Origin of the sequence: Serratia sp. 2723 (genome assembly GCF_050434425.1) — a bacterium.
Classification (GTDB): domain Bacteria; phylum Pseudomonadota; class Gammaproteobacteria; order Enterobacterales; family Enterobacteriaceae; genus Chania.
In genome coordinates this window covers 42030-59550 of record NZ_JBNDIN010000005.1, presented here as the reverse complement: position 1 = coordinate 59550, position 17521 = coordinate 42030, and the positions used below count along the sequence as shown (strand labels likewise).

General features: G+C 57.0%; 13 protein-coding genes. 7 read left to right on the top strand and 6 right to left on the bottom strand.

The annotated features are described in order from the left end of the window. Positions 1–9: 9 nt before the first annotated feature. The 3 genes from ABIE29_RS09170 to arcC are packed head-to-tail and all read left to right on the top strand — an operon-like array spanning position 10 to position 3622. Complete coding sequence (locus tag ABIE29_RS09170) at positions 10–1221, top strand: YgeY family selenium metabolism-linked hydrolase (RefSeq protein WP_429618153.1); 1212 nt, start codon at positions 10–12, stop codon at positions 1219–1221. Between the two features lie 49 nt (positions 1222–1270). Beyond that, entirely contained in the window at positions 1271–2677 is a 1407-nt protein-coding gene (gene hydA, locus ABIE29_RS09165; RefSeq protein ID WP_429618151.1) for a dihydropyrimidinase, read from the top strand. A 12-nt stretch (positions 2678–2689) separates the two neighbouring features. Beyond that, the gene (arcC, locus tag ABIE29_RS09160; protein WP_429618150.1) at positions 2690–3622 is read left to right on the top strand and encodes a carbamate kinase; all 933 of its coding nucleotides are present in this window, start codon (positions 2690–2692) and stop codon (positions 3620–3622) included. 62 nt (positions 3623–3684) lie between these two features. Here the strand turns inward: arcC and ABIE29_RS09155 are convergent, their stop codons facing one another. Together ABIE29_RS09155 and ABIE29_RS09150 are read right to left on the bottom strand one after the other, a co-directional pair. Next, complete coding sequence (locus tag ABIE29_RS09155; protein WP_429618148.1) at positions 3685–4530, bottom strand: XdhC family protein; 846 nt, start codon at positions 4528–4530, stop codon at positions 3685–3687. A gap of 20 nt (positions 4531–4550) precedes the next feature. Continuing rightward, positions 4551–4742, bottom strand: a complete 192-nt coding sequence (locus ABIE29_RS09150) for a hypothetical protein (protein WP_429618146.1) — start codon at positions 4740–4742, stop codon at positions 4551–4553. Positions 4743–5074: 332 nt separating this feature from the next. Between ABIE29_RS09150 and ygfK the strand changes: the two genes are divergently transcribed. Then, the gene (gene ygfK, locus ABIE29_RS09145; RefSeq protein ID WP_429618145.1) at positions 5075–8179 is read left to right on the top strand and encodes a putative selenate reductase subunit YgfK; all 3105 of its coding nucleotides are present in this window, start codon (positions 5075–5077) and stop codon (positions 8177–8179) included. Positions 8180–8181: 2 nt separating this feature from the next. Beyond that, complete coding sequence (gene ssnA, locus ABIE29_RS09140) at positions 8182–9510, top strand: putative aminohydrolase SsnA (protein ID WP_429618590.1); 1329 nt, start codon at positions 8182–8184, stop codon at positions 9508–9510. A gap of 138 nt (positions 9511–9648) precedes the next feature. Here ssnA and ABIE29_RS09135 read toward each other — a convergent pair whose 3' ends face one another. Next, positions 9649–10125, bottom strand: coding sequence for a 4Fe-4S dicluster domain-containing protein (locus tag ABIE29_RS09135; RefSeq protein ID WP_429618143.1), 477 nt, complete (start codon positions 10123–10125; stop codon positions 9649–9651). After that, positions 10122–12062 (bottom strand): formate-dependent uric acid utilization protein YgfT, encoded by a 1941-nt coding sequence (gene ygfT / locus ABIE29_RS09130; protein ID WP_429618141.1) that lies wholly within the window; start codon positions 12060–12062, stop codon positions 10122–10124. The genes ABIE29_RS09135 and ygfT overlap by 4 nt, the downstream gene beginning before the upstream one ends. 492 nt (positions 12063–12554) lie before the next feature. On the opposite strand from ygfT, the gene ABIE29_RS09125 reads away from it, so the two are divergent. Together ABIE29_RS09125 and fdhF are read left to right on the top strand one after the other, a co-directional pair. Then, complete coding sequence (locus ABIE29_RS09125) at positions 12555–14027, top strand: nucleobase:cation symporter-2 family protein (protein WP_429618139.1); 1473 nt, start codon at positions 12555–12557, stop codon at positions 14025–14027. A 141-nt stretch (positions 14028–14168) separates the two neighbouring features. Continuing rightward, the gene (gene fdhF, locus ABIE29_RS09120) at positions 14169–16316 is read left to right on the top strand and encodes a formate dehydrogenase subunit alpha (RefSeq protein WP_429618137.1); all 2148 of its coding nucleotides are present in this window, start codon (positions 14169–14171) and stop codon (positions 16314–16316) included. 71 nt (positions 16317–16387) lie between these two features. Here fdhF and ABIE29_RS09115 read toward each other — a convergent pair whose 3' ends face one another. Further along, positions 16388–16990, bottom strand: coding sequence for a nucleotidyltransferase family protein (locus ABIE29_RS09115; protein ID WP_429618135.1), 603 nt, complete (start codon positions 16988–16990; stop codon positions 16388–16390). Between the two features lie 66 nt (positions 16991–17056). Then, positions 17057–17515 carry a (2Fe-2S)-binding protein gene (locus ABIE29_RS09110; protein ID WP_429618133.1) on the bottom strand — a complete coding sequence of 153 codons (459 nt, stop codon included), beginning with the start codon at positions 17513–17515 and terminating at the stop codon, positions 17057–17059. Positions 17516–17521: the final 6 nt, after the last annotated feature.

Below are 17521 nucleotides of genomic sequence, written 5' to 3'. Positions count from 1 at the left end.
AACACATTCATGGCTAAGCAAATTCCGTTCAAAGAGATTGTTAAAAAAGCAAACCAGTATGAAAAAGAGATGACCCATTTCCTGCGCGATATGATCGCCATTCCTAGCGAAAGCTGCGATGAGAAGCGCGTGGTGCACCGTATCAAGGAAGAGATGGAAAAAGTCGGCTTCGATAAAGTCGAAATCGACCCGATGGGTAACGTGCTGGGCTATATCGGCCACGGCCCGCGTTTGATAGCAATGGATGCGCATATCGACACCGTCGGCGTGGGCAACATGAAAAACTGGAGTTTCGACCCGTATAAAGGTATGGAGACCGACGAACTGATCGGCGGACGCGGCGCGTCCGATCAGGAAGGCGGTATGGCATCCATGGTATATGCAGGCAAAATCATTAAGGACCTGGGTCTGGAAGATGAATACACCTTGCTGGTCACCGGTACCGTTCAGGAAGAGGATTGCGACGGGCTGTGCTGGCAATACATCATCGAACAGTCCGGCATCCGTCCAGAGTTTGTAGTCAGTACCGAACCGACCGACTGCCAGATCTATCGTGGTCATCGTGGCCGCATGGAGATCCGCGTTGAGGTTCAGGGCGTAAGCTGCCACGGCTCCGCACCGGAGCGTGGCGATAACGCCATCTTCAAAATGGCACCGGTGTTGACCGAGCTGGAACAACTGTCCCATACGCTGGGCAACGACGAGTTCCTCGGCAAAGGTACGCTCACCGTATCCGAAATCTTCTTCACTTCCCCAAGCCGCTGCGCGGTCGCGGACAGCTGCGCCGTCTCTATTGACCGTCGTCTGACCTGGGGCGAAACCTGGGAGGGCGCGCTGGAAGAGATTCGCGATCTGCCTGCGGTGAAGAAAGCCAAAGCCGTGGTCTCCATGTACAACTACGAGCGTCCGTCCTGGACCGGCCTGGTCTATCCAACAGAGTGCTTCTTCCCGACCTGGAAAGTGGAAGAGAATCACTTTACCGTTCGCGCTTTGAGCAATGCCTATGAGGGCCTGTTCGGTAAAGCACCGGTAGTAGACAAATGGACCTTCTCCACCAACGGCGTTTCCATTATGGGCCGTCACGGTATTCCGGTTATCGGCTTTGGCCCAGGTAAAGAACCTGAAGCCCACGCGCCTAACGAGAAAACCTGGAAATCACATCTGGTGACCTGTGCCGCAATGTATGCCGCCATCCCGCTTAGCTGGCTGGCAACGGAGTAACTGTTTGTCCTGTTCCCCGCCGCCCCTGCGGCGGGTTTTTGAGGTTTCTATGCGCGTACTGATTAAAAATGGCCTCGTCGTCAACGCCGACGGACAGGTAAAGCAGGACCTGTTGATCGAAGATGGTCTCGTCAAGCGCCTTGCCGACTCTATTGAGGCACAACAACCCTGCGAATTCATTGACGCTGAAGGCTGCTACGTAATGCCTGGCGGTGTCGACGTTCACACCCACTTCAACATTGATGTGGGTCTCGCCCGCAGCTGCGATGACTTCTTTACCGGCACCCGGGCGGCCGCCTGCGGTGGCACCACCACCATCGTCGATCATATGGGCTTCGGGCCAGCGGGCTGTCATCTGTGCCATCAGTTTGACGTTTATCGTGGCTACGCGGCCTACAAAGCGGTGATCGACTACAGCTTTCACGGCGTCATCCAGCACGTAACCCCCGGCATTCTGGATGAAATCCCAATGATGGTGGAAGCCGGCATCAGCAGCTTCAAGCTCTATCTGACCTACCAGTACAGGCTTAACGATGATGAAGTGTTGCAGGCAATGAGCCACCTGCATCGTGCCGGGGCTCTGACTACCGTCCATCCGGAAAACGATGCCGCTATCGCTCTGCGCCGGACAGCGTTTATCAACGCCGGCAAGACTGCGCCGCGCTATCATGCCCTGAGCCGTCCGCTGGAGTGCGAGGCAGAGGCCATTGCCAGAATGATAAACCTCGCCCAGTTGGCCGGAAACGTGCCGCTCTACATCGTGCATCTCTCCAACGGTCTCGGGCTGGACTACCTGCGCCTCGCCAAAGCGCGCAACCAACCGGTATGGGTAGAGACCTGCCCACAGTATCTGCTGCTCGACGACCGCTGCTATGAACGCGAGGACGCCCTCAACTATCTCCTCAGCCCGCCGCTGCGCAACGCCAGCAATAACGACGCGCTGTGGTGCGGCATTAACGACGGTTCGATAGATACGGTGGCAACAGACCACTGCACCTTCTCGTCGGTTCAGCGGCATCAGATCTCCGGGGGCGACTTCAGCCGCTGCCCGAACGGTCTTCCGGGGGTCGAGAACCGGTTGCTGCTGTTGTTCTCCCACGGGGTAATGACCGGGCGTATTTCGCCAGAGCGCTTTGTGGCCCTGACCAGTGCCAATCCGGCCAAGCTTTTTGGCCTGTGGCCGAAGAAAGGGTTGCTGGCGCCCGGTGCCGATGGCGACGTAGTGATTATCGATCCTCAACGCACGACCACTATCCGTCATGAGATGCTGCACGACAACGCCGACTATTCGCCTTATGAAGGCTTTACTTGCCAGGGAGCCATTCGCCAGACGCTCTCCCGAGGCCGGGTCATTTTTGACAACGGTACCTTTACCGGCAGTGCCGGGCAAGGCCGTTTCTTACACCGTAACCGATTTTCCACCGAGTACCTTGCCGTTAGCGGACCAAAGACTTAATGAGAGGAATCTATGAGTAAAAAAATTGTTCTTGCCCTTGGCGGAAACGCGCTGGGCGAGGATCTCGCCGGACAGATGCAGGCCGTTAAGCAGACATCTCAGGCAATCGTTGATCTCATCGCCCAGGGCCATCAGGTAGTGGTTACCCACGGCAACGGCCCGCAGGTGGGAATGATCAACCTCGCCTTCGAAGCGGCCGCGAAAACCGAAGCCCATACCCCGATGCTGCCAATGTCAGTCTGCGTAGCGCTGAGCCAGGGCTATATTGGCTACGACCTGCAGAACGCCCTGCGCGAAGAACTACTGTCGCGCAAGCTGGATATTCCGGTGGCCACCCTGATTACCCAGGTGGAAGTGGATGCAAACGACGAAGCCTTCCGCAATCCGACCAAGCCCATTGGTTCATTCTTTACTAAAGAGGAAGCCGAACAGCTGACCAAAAACGGTTATACCATGAAAGAGGATGCCGGACGTGGCTATCGCCGTGTGGTCGCCTCGCCGAAACCGGTGGACATTATCGAAAAAGAAACGGTGAAAGCCATGATAGACGCCTGTCACGTGGTGATCACCGTGGGCGGCGGCGGTATTCCGGTGATACGTGAAGGGAATCACCTACGCGGCGCCAGCGCAGTGATTGATAAAGACTGGGCGAGTGCGAAGCTGGCAGAGATGATCGACGCCGACGTGCTGATCATTCTCACCGCTGTAGAAAAAGTGGCCATCAACTTCGGCAAACCCAACGAGCAATGGCTGGATAAGCTCTCCTTGAGCGATGCCGAACGCTTTATCGACGAGGGCCATTTTGCCAAAGGATCGATGCTGCCAAAAGTCGAGGCCGCCGTCTCCTTTGCCCGCTCCCGTCCGGGGCGCAAGGCGCTTATCACCGTGCTCAGCAAGGCCAAAGAGGGAATTGAAGGGAAAACGGGCACCGTTATTAGCCAGTAAACCAGCAGCAAACCTCTCCACTGAATGACCGACGCTTCTGGGCCGACTGACTCTAGGGGCCCTCAGGCCCCAACCTCCTTCACGCCGCAGGCGGATATCCGGTCCTGCGGCGAGGCACTTTTAATCTGAGTCATCAGCCCGCCTGGCGCTCCGTTTTTGACCTGCAGGATCTCCGCCAGTACGCTGATGGCAATCTCATTTGGCGTTTCGGCTCCGATATCGTACCCGATAGGCGCCCGCAGGCGGTTAATGTCGGATTCCTGCACGCCGTTCTCCCGTATCTGATGCAAAAAGACCTGTACTTTACGACGGCTGGCCAGCAGGCCAAGCCAGGCAACAGGTTGGGTAATCAGCCTGTCCAGGGCTTCCCTGTCCTGGTTATTGGTGGCTATCAGCACGAAGTCTTCCGGCCGGATCGCCATTGCATCAACCAACGCAGAGAAGTTGGGTGCATGCAGCAGGCGGGCCGACGCGGGGAAGTACTCCGGGCTGAGGCTTTCGGGGTAGATATCGCCGACGCAGATATCAAAGTCCAGCAGTGCGGCGCCGTGGGCGATCGATCGGTTAACGTGCCCCGCGCCAATCAGCACCAGCCGGGGGCGCAGGCCGTGGACGCTGATATACACGGACATCGCCCCGCCGCAGTCCGAGCCCACCGCATCGCTGCCGTTGCGCGCCATACGGCCATGAAACATTCTCGACGCTTTCTCTTGCAGAGCCTCAAGCGCTTCGGCAATGACTTTGCGTTCAACCATGCCGCCACCAATGGTGCCCACAATCGAGCCGTCTTCGCGGATCAGCATTTGTGCAGAGTGCCTGGGAGTCGATCCCCGGCTATCGACGATCTGCGCCAGGGCAAAGGGGTGGTTTTGTTCTTCAAGTCGTGCTGCTTGTGCGAAAATATTCATATCAACCTCAAGATCTACCTTTACTCTCTGCGACGCTCACGGGATTTCTCAGTTTGAGAGTTCAGCACCTGCTGCATAACACCCGGTGAAGATACCGTCGCAGCGACATATCCAGATGATGCAATATTCATGCTTGCCGTCAGATTTTCATTGTAAAGCGTGAGCTGGGTCATTTTGATGACTGGAATAATGCTGAAATTGAGATGTTGCACTTATTAGTTCATGTACAACAGCACCAAAAGTCGAAATGCGTTTTCGCCCCATCGTAATAAAAGCCTCAGCGCCGCCATAAATTATCATTGTGATATTTTAACTGTGTTTTTGAGAAACACTATGGGGTAAGAAAATTGAGTGATTTTAATTCTCATTAATTCACGGTGAAATAATTCACACTCCGACGTTGAGTTTCGACATGCCTCACAAATTCATTATTCCAGTGTCGTTATCTGAATAACTGGTGTGATTGTTGCTCTTCTTCTGTTACCCGTCGGGATGATTACCATCCGGCAATGTCGATCTTACAACTATGTCTAAGGAGAGGGTTATGGGAGATATCATGCGTCCCGTGCCGTTTGAGGAGCTTTTGACGCGCATTTTCGATGAATATCAGACTCAACGGTCTATTTTTGGCATTCCCGAACAGCAGTTCTACTCGCCGCAAGGGCAGCACCCGCTCAGCGTGTTCGGCGAAAGCTGCGCAACGCCTCTCGGCCCGGCAGCCGGGCCGCACACCCAGCTGGCACAGAATATCATTACCGCCTGGCTCACTGGTGGGCGGTTTATCGAACTGAAAACGGTGCAGATCCTTGACCAGCTGGAGCTTGAAAAGCCCTGTATCGACGCAGAGGATGAGTGCTTTAACACCGAGTGGTCCACCGAATTTACCCTGAAAAAAGCCTGGGATGAGTATCTGAAAGCCTGGTTCGCGCTGCATCTGCTGGAGCAGGTTTTCCCCCTGACGCCGGTTAAAGACGGCAAGTCGTTTATTTTCAACATGAGCGTTGGCTACAACCTTGACGGCATAAAACAGCCGCCGATGCAGGAATTTATCGATAACATGATAGACGCCTCCGCCCATCCTAAGTTTGCCCAGTACCGTGACACGCTGAACCGCTGGCTGCATAACAAAGCGTTTATTGAGCGCCTGCCGCAGGGCGCCCGCAAAGCCGGGCTTGATACCCTGGCGCAGCGCATACCTGCCACGCTGGTTCACGGGGTTACCCTTTCCACCATGCACGGCTGCCCGCCGGATGAGATCGAAGCCATCTGCCGTTACATGCTGGAAGAGAAAAATATCAACACTTTCGTCAAGCTGAACCCGACCCTGCTCGGCTATCCGCGCGTGCGGGAAATTCTCGACACCTGCGGCTTCGATTATATCGGCCTCAGCGAAGAGTCTTTTGACCACGACCTCAAGATCGATCGGGCCCTGGAGATGCTGACCCGCCTGATGGCACTGGCGAAAAAGCGCAAGCTGGGCTTTGGCGTCAAGCTGACCAACACTCTGGGCACCGTCAACAATAAGGGTGCGCTGCCCGGGGATGAGATGTACATGTCCGGCCGCGCGCTGTTCCCGCTGTCAATCAACGTTGCCGCCCTGCTCTCGCGGGCGTTTGACGGCAAGCTGCCTATATCCTACTCAGGCGGCGCCAGCCAGCTCAACATTCGCGACATTTTCGACACCGGCATTCGCCCGATCACCATGGCTACAGACCTGCTGAAGCCGGGGGGGTATCTACGCCTGAGCGAGTGTATGCGCGAGCTGGAGAAATCCGACGGCTGGAACCTGACTCAGGTCGACGTCGAGCGTCTGAACGCGCTGGCGAAAAAAGCGGTGAGCATGGACTACACCCAGAAACACTGGAAATCGGAAGACCGAATTGATACCGGTGAACCTCTGCCGCTGCTCGACTGTTACGTGGCCCCCTGCGTGACCGCCTGCGCCATCAAGCAGGATATTCCGGAGTATATTCGTCTACTGGGCGAACACCGCTACGCAGACGCGCTGGAACTCATCTATCAACGCAACGCCTTACCGGCCATTACCGGCCATATCTGCGATCACCAGTGCCAGTTCAACTGTACACGCCTGGATTACGACAGCGCCCTCAACATCCGCGAACTGAAAAAAGTTGCGCTGGAAAAAGGTTGGGAAGAGTACCAGAAGCGCTGGCATAAACCGGCGGGCACCGGCTCCATGCACCCGGTGGCGGTGATTGGCGCAGGCCCTGCCGGCCTTGCTGCAGGCTACTTCCTCGCCCGTGCCGGACATCCGGTAACGGTGTTTGAACGTGAAGCCAATGCGGGCGGCGTGGTTCAGAACATCATTCCGCAGTTCCGCATTCCCGGTGAGCTTATCCAGCATGATATCGACTTTGTGGTCGATCACGGCGTGAAGATTGAATACGGCTGCGATCCGCATCTGACCGTGGAAAAACTGCAGGCGAAAGGTTTCCGCTACGTGCTGGTCGGCACCGGTACCGATAAGAACAGTGGCGTGGAGCTGCGTGGCGATAATCAGAACGTGCATAAATCCCTGCAGTTCCTGCGCGAGTTTAACCGCGGCGATAAGCTGGATATGGGTAAACACGTGGCCGTGGTCGGCGCAGGCAACACCGCCATGGACTGCGCCCGTGCGGCGCTGCGAGTACCGGGCGTGCAAAGCGCCACCATCGTCTATCGCCGCTCTCAGCAGGAGATGCCCGCTTGGCGTGAAGAGTATGAAGAGGCTCTGCACGAAGGCGTCAACTTTGAGTGGCTGTGCAATCCGCAGCAGTTTAACGCCGACGGTACTCTCGTCGTGCGCGTGATGAAACTGGGGGAGCCCGATGAGAAAGGCCGCCGACGCCCGGTGGAAACCAATGAAAGCCGTATTCTGAAGGTTGACTCCCTGATTACCGCAATCGGCGAGCAGCAGGACGGCGAGGCGCTGTCGACAATGGGTATTCCGCTCGATCCCCAGGGCTGGCCTGTGGTCAATGCCGAAGGCGAGACCAGTAGACCGAACGTGTTCCTGATTGGCGATGTTCAGCGCGGCCCCTCCTCTATCGTGTCCGCTATCGGCAATGCCCGCCGCGCCACAGACGTGATCCTGGCTCGGGAAAATATCGCCAGCCACTACGGAGACAAATTCTGGAACAACGTCAATCCGGCAGACGTTTACCAGCGTAAAGGCACCATCGCCATCGCCCAGGTCGATAAAGACGATCGTGAAGCCTTCGTTGAGCAGGAGGCCAACCGCTGTCTGGAGTGTAACTACGTCTGCAGCAAATGTGTCGACGTCTGTCCGAACCGCGCCAATATTTCCGTGGCCGTACCGGGCTTCCAGAACCGCTTCCAGACGCTGCATCTAGACGCCTACTGCAACGAATGCGGCAACTGCGCCCAGTTCTGCCCGTGGCAGGGTAGACCGTACAAAGACAAAATCACCGTTTTCAGCCTGGCACAAGATTTCGTCAACAGCACTAACCCTGGCTTCTTTGTCGAGGGTGGCTGCGTCCAGGTGCGCCAGGACGACAAGACGTGGCAGCTTGAAATTAGCGACAGCGGCCAGTTCAAAGAGGTTCCACCGCAGCTGGATGCCATGTGCCGCATCATCAGCCATATTCATCAGCACCAAAGCTATCTGTTGGGAGGCGTTGAAGTATGAGTATCCTGATCCTGAAGAATGCCACCGCCGTGCAGCTCCATCCGGCGAAAGTGTGGGAGAATGTCGATATTGCCGTTGAGAATGACAGCATTCTCAACGTTGGCCCAGGGCTGAGCCAGCGCTATCCGCAGGCGCAGGTCAAGGAGATGCGCGGGCGGCTGGTGATGCCTGGCATGGTCTGCTCTCACAACCACTTTTATTCGGGCCTGTCCCGCGGCATTCAGGCGAATATCGCCCCCAGCCCGGACTTTATCTCGACGCTGAAAAACCTTTGGTGGCGCCTTGACCGAGCGCTGGATGAAGAGTCGCTCTACTACAGCGGTCTGATCTGTGCCATGGAGGCCGTGCGCAGCGGTTGTACGGCGGTTATCGACCATCACGCGTCGCCCAACTACATCGCTGGCTCGCTGAGCCAGCTGCGCAATGCCTTCATCAAGGTTGGCCTGCGCGGGATGACCTGCTTCGAAACCACCGACCGTAATTTCGGCAGCCGTGAGCTGCGCGACAGCGTCGAGGAGAATATCCGCTTTGCCAAAGAGATCGACGCCGCGCGTCAGAAGGGCGATCAACCTTACCTGGTGGAAGCCCACATTGGTGCCCACGCGCCGTTCACTGTGCCTGATGAAGGTCTGATGATGCTGAGTGAGGCACTGAAAGCGACTGGCCGCGGCCTGCATATCCACGCGGCGGAAGACAGCTACGACGTCTCCCACAGCCACCACCACTATGGTAAGGATCTGCTGGTGCGGCTAGCGGAGTTCGGCCTCATCAACAGCAAGACGCTCATTGCCCATGGCCTGTACATCTCTGATGCCGATGTCGAGCTGCTCAACGCTCAGGACGGCTTCCTGGTGCATAACGCCCGTTCCAACATGAACAACCATGTCGGCTACAACCACCGCCTGCCGCAGATCCGCAATCTGGCGCTGGGCACCGACGGCATAGGTTCCGACATGTTTGAGGAGATGAAGTTTGCCTTCTTCAAACACCGCGATGCTGGCGGCCCGCTGTGGCCGGACAGCTTTGCGAAGGCGTTAAGCAACGGCAACGAGCTGCTGAAGCGTAACTTCAACGCCCACTTCGGCCGTCTTGAAGCGGGATATAAAGCGGACCTCACCATCTGTGACTATCTGCCGCCGACACCGCTAATCGCTGAAAACATCGCTGGGCATATCGCCTTCGGCCTGGGTTCAAACAGCGTCCATAGCGTAATGGTAAACGGGGTGATGATCTATGAGGATCGTCAGTTCAGCTTCGACTGCGAGCCCATTTTCAAGGCCGCGCAGAAGGTGGCGAAAAAAATGTGGGAGAGAATGGATGCCCTGCCCTGACGGCTAGCGTAAGCCAGTGACCCAGCCCGGCCAATCTGGCCGGGCTTTTTGCTGTTGGTGCCGCAGTTTTGCCGGGTGGCACAACCAGGGTCGGAGGTCGAACAGGCCCGGCAGGCGTGAAGCAGCCGGGTAGGAAGGTTAAAGTGTAAGCAGCGCGGCCGTGGCGATATTGCGCTGCTTTTGCAGATCGTTGAGCTGCTTTTCGGTCATTTTACTCAGCGCCGCCGTCGGGCAGACGTCAACGCAGGCGGGTCCGCGATCCCTGTCGCCGCAGAGATCGCACTTGACGATAACCGGCGTCTGTCCTGTATTCACCTCAATGGCGATCGCGCCAAACGGACAGGCGACGGCACAGCTCTGGCAGCCGATACAGCGTCCGGCATCGGCCTCGACCCGTTCTGCGCCCATGCTGAGCGCTCCGGTCGGACAGGCACCCACGCAGGGAGCGTTCTCACACTGATGACACATGACCGGCACGCTGAGGTCATCGAGACGCATCACCTTCAGGCGGGGATTAAACTCCGCACCCGGGGTCACATGCTCCAGCGCACAGGCCACTTCACAGGTCCTGCAGCCGATACAGGACTGCGGACTGGCGACGATAAAACTGGTCATATCCCCTCCTTCTCCCTGAACTGGGTCAACATCTCATTGGCCGCCTGACGCCCCGCCACCATAGCAGTCACCACCAGGTCGGCACCGGTGACGGCATCACCCCCGGCATAGATTTTGTCGTTGCTGGTCTGAGTGGTTCCGCGCCCTTTGCCGCCGGTGAGGATCTGTCCCCAGCGGTCCAGCTTGATACCGTGAGCGCGCAGCCACGGCATTTCGTGGGCCTGAAAGCCAAAAGCCATAATCAGCACGTCGGCCTGCAGCTCAAACTCGGAGCCTGCTATCGGCTGTGGCCGACGGCGGCCGTCCGGGCCAGGCTCGCCCATCTTCGTGCGGATCATACCCACCGCTTTGACCTGCCCCTTGCGGGTGCGCTGAATGTATTGCGGCTGAACGTTGAACTCAAAGTTAACGCCCTCTTCCCGGGCATTCACCACCTCTTTTTTCGAGCCGGGCATACTCAGCTCATCACGGCGGTAGGCACAGGTCACGCTCTCAGCCCCGCGGCGGACGGCGGTGCGCAGGCAGTCCATCGCCGTATCGCCGCCGCCGAGCACCACGACGCGCTTGCCCTTGATATCGGTCAGCGGATACTCGGCGCTTTCTTCAAGCCCCATCACCTCGCGGGTGCTGGCAATCAGGAACGGCAGGGCCTGAATCACACCCGGGGCATCTTCTCCCTCCAGACCTGCGGCCATCAGGCCGTAGGTGCCAACGCCGAGGAACACGGCATCGTAGTTGTCCACCAGATCATTGAAAGCCACGTCGCGGCCAATCTCCTGATTGAGGTGGAAGTGGATGCCCATGCTGCTGAAAATTTCGCGCCGCACCTCAAGCACGTTTTTATCCAGCTTAAACGGTGGAATACCGAAGGTCAGCAGGCCACCGATCTGCGGATGGCGATCGAAGACGTCAACATGTACGCCCGCGCGGGCCAGAATATCGGCACAGCCTAGGCCCGCAGGCCCGGCGCCGACCACCGCTACCCGCTCCTGGCGCAGGGTAACTTCGCCGAGAGTAGGACGCCAGCCCATTGCCAACGCGGTATCAGTGATGTAACGCTCAAGGTTGCCGATGGCCACCGAACCGCCCTCGCCCTTCAGGGTGCAGGCGCCCTCGCAGAGTCGGTCCTGAGGGCAAACGCGGCCGCAGATCTCCGGCAGGGAGCTGCTTTGGTGGCACAGTTCTGCCGCCTCGATAATTTTGCCCTCGTTCACCAGGCGGATGAAATCCGGAATAGCGTTATGCAGCGGGCAGGTCCAGTTGCACCACGCTTTCTGTGCGCAATTGAGGCAGCGTTCACTCTCATATTCGGCATCGCATTCGCTCAACGGCTGGTAGATCTCCTCGAAATGCTGCCTGCGGGCGTCGGCGGCGACTTTTTTCGCTCCAACGCGGGGCGGTTTGTCGAGAATCGCTTGGCGCCGCGCACCGCGAACAGTGTCCACCGGCTGCCCTATGGCAGAGCGGATCTGCCGTTCCTTGCGCAGCTGGTTGATGCCGGCCTCATCCATCAGGCGCAGCGCCTGGGTCGGACAACTGGCCACGCACGCCTGCTGCCCGGAAGGATGCTGGCTACAGAGATCGCATTTCTGCGCCAGCTGCGGGGCGTCATCATCGTTTGCAACCATCTCAATGGCGCCAAAGGGACAGGCGATGACGCAGTTTTTACACCCGATGCACAGCGCGTCTTTAAACTGAACGCTGTCGTTAGCAAACTGCAGCGCCTGGGTCGGGCAGGAGCCGACGCAGGGAGCATCGTTGCAGTGGTGGCAGGTGGTAGCGCTGCTGACGTTGCGGTGGAAGAACACGTGAATGCGTGGGAGAAAGTCACTGCGCTGCTGAGGCCAGCTGTCTTGGTGGTGCGAGGTAACACAGGCTACTTCACAGGCGTGGCAGGCAATACAGTTCGCGGCATCGGCAACGATAAATTTATTCATCTGATCCCCTTTATTATTCTAAAAGTCGCTCAGAACTGTGATGCAATAATCATGCGCTTTTTTTTGTTTTATTGATGCCACGGCCGTTTTTGCGAGTCACCTCAAAAAACACCGCCATGTCAGCTCTGGTTTAATTTAAATGTAAGTGAAATCAGTGAAAGGCATCGCTCTGTTGATAATTTAATGCGTATCCCGTTATACCAAAATGAGATCCATCCCATCTCAATATGATACCTCTTATTTATTATCAGCCAGGTTCATTTCCGCACGCCCGCGATTCGTGGGCATATATCCCTTATCACGTGATTTATTTCACAATATTACCCTTCAATAGCCGTGTATTTGTTTTTTGGCACATCTTACGCATATCACTCACTGTGCGCGCAACATGCTGATGATTTCATCAGCTCAGGGAGGCAGTGGCCTTCGAATCGTAACTTCGCCTCTGTTCACGCTTTTACGGAGCGAAGTCGTACAGGAGACAACAACGTCATGAAAGATATTGTCAATTCCGCCTCACAGTATGGGAGATCGACCGCACCGGTTGATGAAATTTTACCTGTTACACAAATGATTCTTTATGGACTGCAGCATGTGCTGGTGATGTACGCTGGCGCTGTCGCAGTCCCCCTCGTTGTTGGCAACGCGGTAGGGTTACCGCCAGAACACATTATTTTGCTGATTAGCGCGGACCTGTTTATCTGCGGAGCGGCTACTATGGTGCAGTCGCTGGGCGCCGGTAAGTGGCTGGGCTGTCGACTGCCGCTTATTCAGGGCTGTACCTTCGCGGCGCTTATCCCGATGGTGCTGATCGGCAAGGAATATGGGATTGGGGGTATCTCTGGCGCCGTGATCGTTTCCGGTATTTTCATCCTCTGTTGCGCCCCGTGGATAAGCAAACTGATCCGCTTCTTTCCCAAAGTGGTGATGGGGAGCATCGTGACCCTTATCGGCATGTCGATTATGCCGGTCGCCGGCGGCTGGGTCGGCGGTGGCGATAGCGAGATGACAGGCTTTGGCGCGCCCTTTTCGCTGCTCATGGCCGCGATTACTCTCGTTATCATCCTCAACATTTACACCTTTGCTTCCGGCGTGGTCAAGAACACCTCGGTGCTTATTGGCCTTATCATTGGCACCCTACTCTGGAGCTTGTTCAAACCCCTGGATTTCCAACTGGTCAACGCCACGGAGTGGCTCCACCTGCCTACCCTGATGCCGTTTGCCAAACCTGAGTTCCACATTATCCCCGTTGCCCTGCTGTCGATGGTGATGGTGGTGGTCATGGTGGAAACCATGTCCTCAATGATGGCCACCGGCGATATCGTCGGTAAGAAAGTGGACGCCAGAATGCTGCGCAACGGCCTCAACACCTGTGGGGTAGCGACGACTATCTGCGGGTTATTTAACCTGTTCCCCTACGCTGCTTTCGCCCAGAACGTCGGCCTGATCGGTCTGACCGGGGTACGCAGCCGTTTTGTGGTCTCGGTCTCCGGTATCATTCTGATTCTGATGGGCGTGTTCTCAAAAATGGCGGCGCTGGTGGTGCTGATCCCGAAACCGATCCTCGGCGGCGCGGGCATCGTCATGTTCGGTATGGTGGCCGTTTCCGGCATCCGTACGCTAGGGCAGGTCAACTATCGCAATAACAACAACGGCATGGTGGTGGCATTAACCCTCGGTCTTGGCATGATGCCAGTGCTGGTACCCAACCTGTTTAGCCAGCTTCCAGCGATGGTCCAGCTCTTCCTGCACAGTGGGATCACGATTGGTACCCTGACGGCCATCGTCGCCAACCTGACGCTCAACGGTAGCGTACCTTTGCGCATTAACCACGAAGTGCTGGTACCCGATCCGGATCCACCAAGTTCAGCGGCGCGCAACATGGCCGTCAGAACCGTCAGAATGTGGCTGCTGCTGCGCAAAGTTCAGAAAGATCAGCAGCCAGAAGAGGCCCAGGAAGGGTAATTTTGATTATCCGACTCCTGTTTACGCTGATAACCCTGCTGCTGGCGCTACCCGTCGTACGGCAGAGGGTTGCGCTGGGTCTTTACAACGGCTTCGGTTTCAACCTGCTGTTCTACGTTTGATTTCATTAGGAACATTGCTATGAAGACAGTAACGACCGTTTGCCCCTACTGTGCCTCCGGCTGCAAAATGCAGCTGACGGTAGAGAAGGGAAAAATAACCCGTGCCGACGCGGCGATGGGCAAAAACAACCAGGGCACGCTGTGCCTGAAGGGTTACTACGGCTGGGATTTCGTTGACGATCCGCAGATCCTTACCCCACGTCTGAAAACGCCGATGATCCGCCGCCAGCGTGGGGGCCGGCTGGAGTCCGTCTCCTGGGAAGAGGCGCTCGATTACGTTGCGGCCCGCCTCGGCGCCATTAAAGAAAAGTACGGCCCGAATGCCATCCAGACCACCGGCTCTTCGCGTGCCACCGGGAACGAAACCAATTACATCATGCAGAAATTTGCGCGCGCCGTTATTGGTACCAATAACGTCGACTGTTGCGCACGTGTCTGACACGGCCCCTCGGTTGCAGGTCTGCACCAGTCGGTCGGTAACGGCGCCATGAGTAATGCAATCACTGAGATCGATAATACCGATCTGGTGTTTATTTTCGGTTATAACCCGGCGGATTCGCACCCTATCGTGGCGAACCACATCCTTAACGCCAAACGCAACGGGGCGAAAATTATCGTCTGCGATCCGCGCAAAATCGAAACTGCGCGCGTTGCTGATATGCACCTTGCGCTGAAAAACGGTTCCAATATCGCGCTGCTTAACGCTATCGGGCATGTGATTATTGAAGAAGATCTTTATGATAAATCTTTCGTCGCCAGCCGCTCTGAAGGCTTCGAAACCTATCGTAGCATCGTCGAAAGTTATACCCCGGGATCCGTGGAAGCGATAACCGGCATCAGCGCCCGGCAGATCCGCGAGTGCGCGCGGATGTACGCTACCGCCGGAAACGCCACTATTCTGTGGGGGATGGGGGTAACACAGTTCTGGCAGGGCGTGGAGACCGTGCGCTCCCTCACCAGCCTGGCGATCCTCACCGGCAATCTGGGCAAGCCGCACGTTGGCGTTAACCCGGTGCGCGGCCAGAATAACGTTCAGGGTGCCTGCGATATGGGGGCGCTGCCGGACACCTATCCGGGCTATCAGTACGTGAAGTTCCCGGAAAACCGGGAGAAGTTCGCCAAAGCCTGGGGCGTGGAGAGCCTGCCGGAACGGGCCGGATACCGCATTAGCGAGCTGCCGCACCGCGTCGAGCACGGGGAGGTGCGGGCGGCCTATATCATGGGGGAAGACCCGCTCCAGACCGATGCCGAGCTTTCAGCAGTCCGCAAGGCGTTTGAGGGGCTAGATCTGGTGATCGTGCAGGATATCTTTATGACGAAAACCGCAGCGGCGGCGGACGTGATCCTGCCCTCCACCTCCTGGGGTGAACATGAGGGAGTCTATACCGCAGCGGATCGCGGTTTCCAGCGCTTTTTCAAGGCGGTAGAGCCTAAGTGGGATCTGAAAACCGACTGGCAGATCATCTGTGAAATCGCCACCCGCATGGGCTATCCGATGCACTACGACAACACGAAGCAGATCTGGGACGAGCTACGCCATCTGTGCCCTGACTTCTTCGGCGCGACCTACGAGAAGATGGGCGAACTGGGCTATGTACAGTGGCCTTGCCGGGATGAGTCGAACGCGGATCAAGGCACCTCGTATCTGTTCGAGCAGCGCTTCTCAACCCCGAACGGGCTGGCGCAGTTCTTCACCTGTGAATGGCTGGCACCGCTCGACAAGCTCAGCGATGAATATCCCATGGTGCTCTCCACCGTGCGTGAGGTAGGCCACTACTCCTGCCGCTCCATGACCGGCAACTGCGCGGCGCTGGCCAAACTGGCCGATGAGCCGGGTTACGCCCAAATCAATACCGCCGACGCGCAGCGTCTGGGCATTGAGGATGAGGAGCTGGTTTGGGTCCATTCACGCAAAGGCAAGGTGATCACCCGGGCGAAGGTCAGCGACAGACCTAACTTCGGCGCGGTGTATATGACCTATCAGTGGTGGATTGGCGCCTGCAACGAACTGGTGACAGAGAATCTCAGCCCAATAACCAAAACGCCGGAGTACAAGTACTGCGCCGTTAACGTTGAACGCATTGCCGATCAGCGGGCTGCAGAGCAGTATGTGATTGATGAGTACAACAAGCTGAAAAACCACCTGCGCGAAAGTGCGGTAGGTTAAAAAAGTTCGCCCCGGGAGGTGTAAACCCGCCCGGGGCGAACTTGTCTCTTCTCACCCCCTCCCCGACGACGCTATCCTGCATCAACCAGTTCCTGGCTCAAGCGTGCAACCTGCTGATACTGTTGCTGGGTGTCAACATCCCAGTGAATACCCTGAGCATCCACCGGCACAATGCGCATCGCCATCTGGCCAATCACATCCCGGAGGGTGGTACCTTCCGCAGCGCTGCGAATAAGCGTAATGGCGTACTGCGGAAGCAGGACCGGATGACCTTTTCCCCGCTCGTAAGCCGGAATGAAGCAGGTCTCTGGATCGGTGCAGGCCCACAATTTGCGGTAGACCCCGGGCGTTACCTCTGGCATATCGCCCAGCGCAAGAAAGAAGCGCGAGGACCGGATATGGCTGACACCGCACTGAATAGAAGAGAACATTCCGGTCTGATAATCAGGGTTAAACACCACATCGATGGCCGGATGATCCTGATAGCAGGCAGCTAGCTCATCACCGCGAAACCCCGTCACCAGCACCACCCGATCGCAGAACGTCAGAGCGCTGGCGAGAGCGCTATCAAGGAGAGTCCCTTCCCCCCACGGCATCGTCATTTTCCATTTACCCATGCGGCTGGAGAGCCCAGCAGCCAGCATGACGCACTCTTTATTCATTTTTTTGCTCATGGTGATATTCCCCCTGTATCCGAATAAAACGCCACCGTCGGTAATCGACGGGGCGTTTACGGGCGATCAGGCTTTCAGAACCGCTTTAATGGAGGTAATGATGGGCTGATACCCAGTACAACGGCAGAGGTTCCCCTCCAGCGCTTCCTTGAGCTCATCGTCGCTCGGGGACGGGTTGGTATCCAGCAGCGCCTTGGTGCTCATCAATACGCCGGGAGTACAGAAGCCGCACTGAACCCCGCCGTGACGAACAAAAGCATTTTGCAGTTTTTTACCGACCGGATCCTGGTGCAGCGCTTCGACGGTAGTGACCTCCGCCCCGTTGCACTGCGCTGCCAGCAGCAGGCAGGAGCAGACGGATTTTCCGTCCATGATCACGGTACAGGCTCCGCACTCGCCCACGGAGCAGCCTTCTTTGGTCCCTGTTAACTTCAGGTCCTCACGCAGAAAATCGATCAGGCGTAAATTGTCTTCAACATCACGGGCAACGCGGATGCCATTCACTTTTAGCTCAATATGGTTCATGGTCAT

Excerpts from the sequence above, each read along its gene's own strand:
- ABIE29_RS09110 (WP_429618133.1), bottom strand. The coding sequence starts at position 17,515 with ATGAACCATATTGAGCTAAAAGTGAATGGCATCCGCGTTGCCCGTGAT.
- ABIE29_RS09115 (WP_429618135.1), bottom strand. The coding sequence starts at position 16,990 with ATGAGCAAAAAAATGAATAAAGAGTGCGTCATGCTGGCTGCTGGGCTC.
- arcC (WP_429618150.1), top strand. The coding sequence starts at position 2,690 with ATGAGTAAAAAAATTGTTCTTGCCCTTGGCGGAAACGCGCTGGGCGAG.
- ygfK (WP_429618145.1), top strand. The coding sequence starts at position 5,075 with ATGGGAGATATCATGCGTCCCGTGCCGTTTGAGGAGCTTTTGACGCGC.
- ABIE29_RS09155 (WP_429618148.1), bottom strand. The coding sequence starts at position 4,530 with ATGAATATTTTCGCACAAGCAGCACGACTTGAAGAACAAAACCACCCC.
- ABIE29_RS09125 (WP_429618139.1), top strand. The coding sequence starts at position 12,555 with ATGAAAGATATTGTCAATTCCGCCTCACAGTATGGGAGATCGACCGCA.
- ygfT (WP_429618141.1), bottom strand. The coding sequence starts at position 12,062 with ATGAATAAATTTATCGTTGCCGATGCCGCGAACTGTATTGCCTGCCAC.
- ABIE29_RS09135 (WP_429618143.1), bottom strand. The coding sequence starts at position 10,125 with ATGACCAGTTTTATCGTCGCCAGTCCGCAGTCCTGTATCGGCTGCAGG.
- ABIE29_RS09170 (WP_429618153.1), top strand. The coding sequence starts at position 10 with ATGGCTAAGCAAATTCCGTTCAAAGAGATTGTTAAAAAAGCAAACCAG.
- hydA (WP_429618151.1), top strand. The coding sequence starts at position 1,271 with ATGCGCGTACTGATTAAAAATGGCCTCGTCGTCAACGCCGACGGACAG.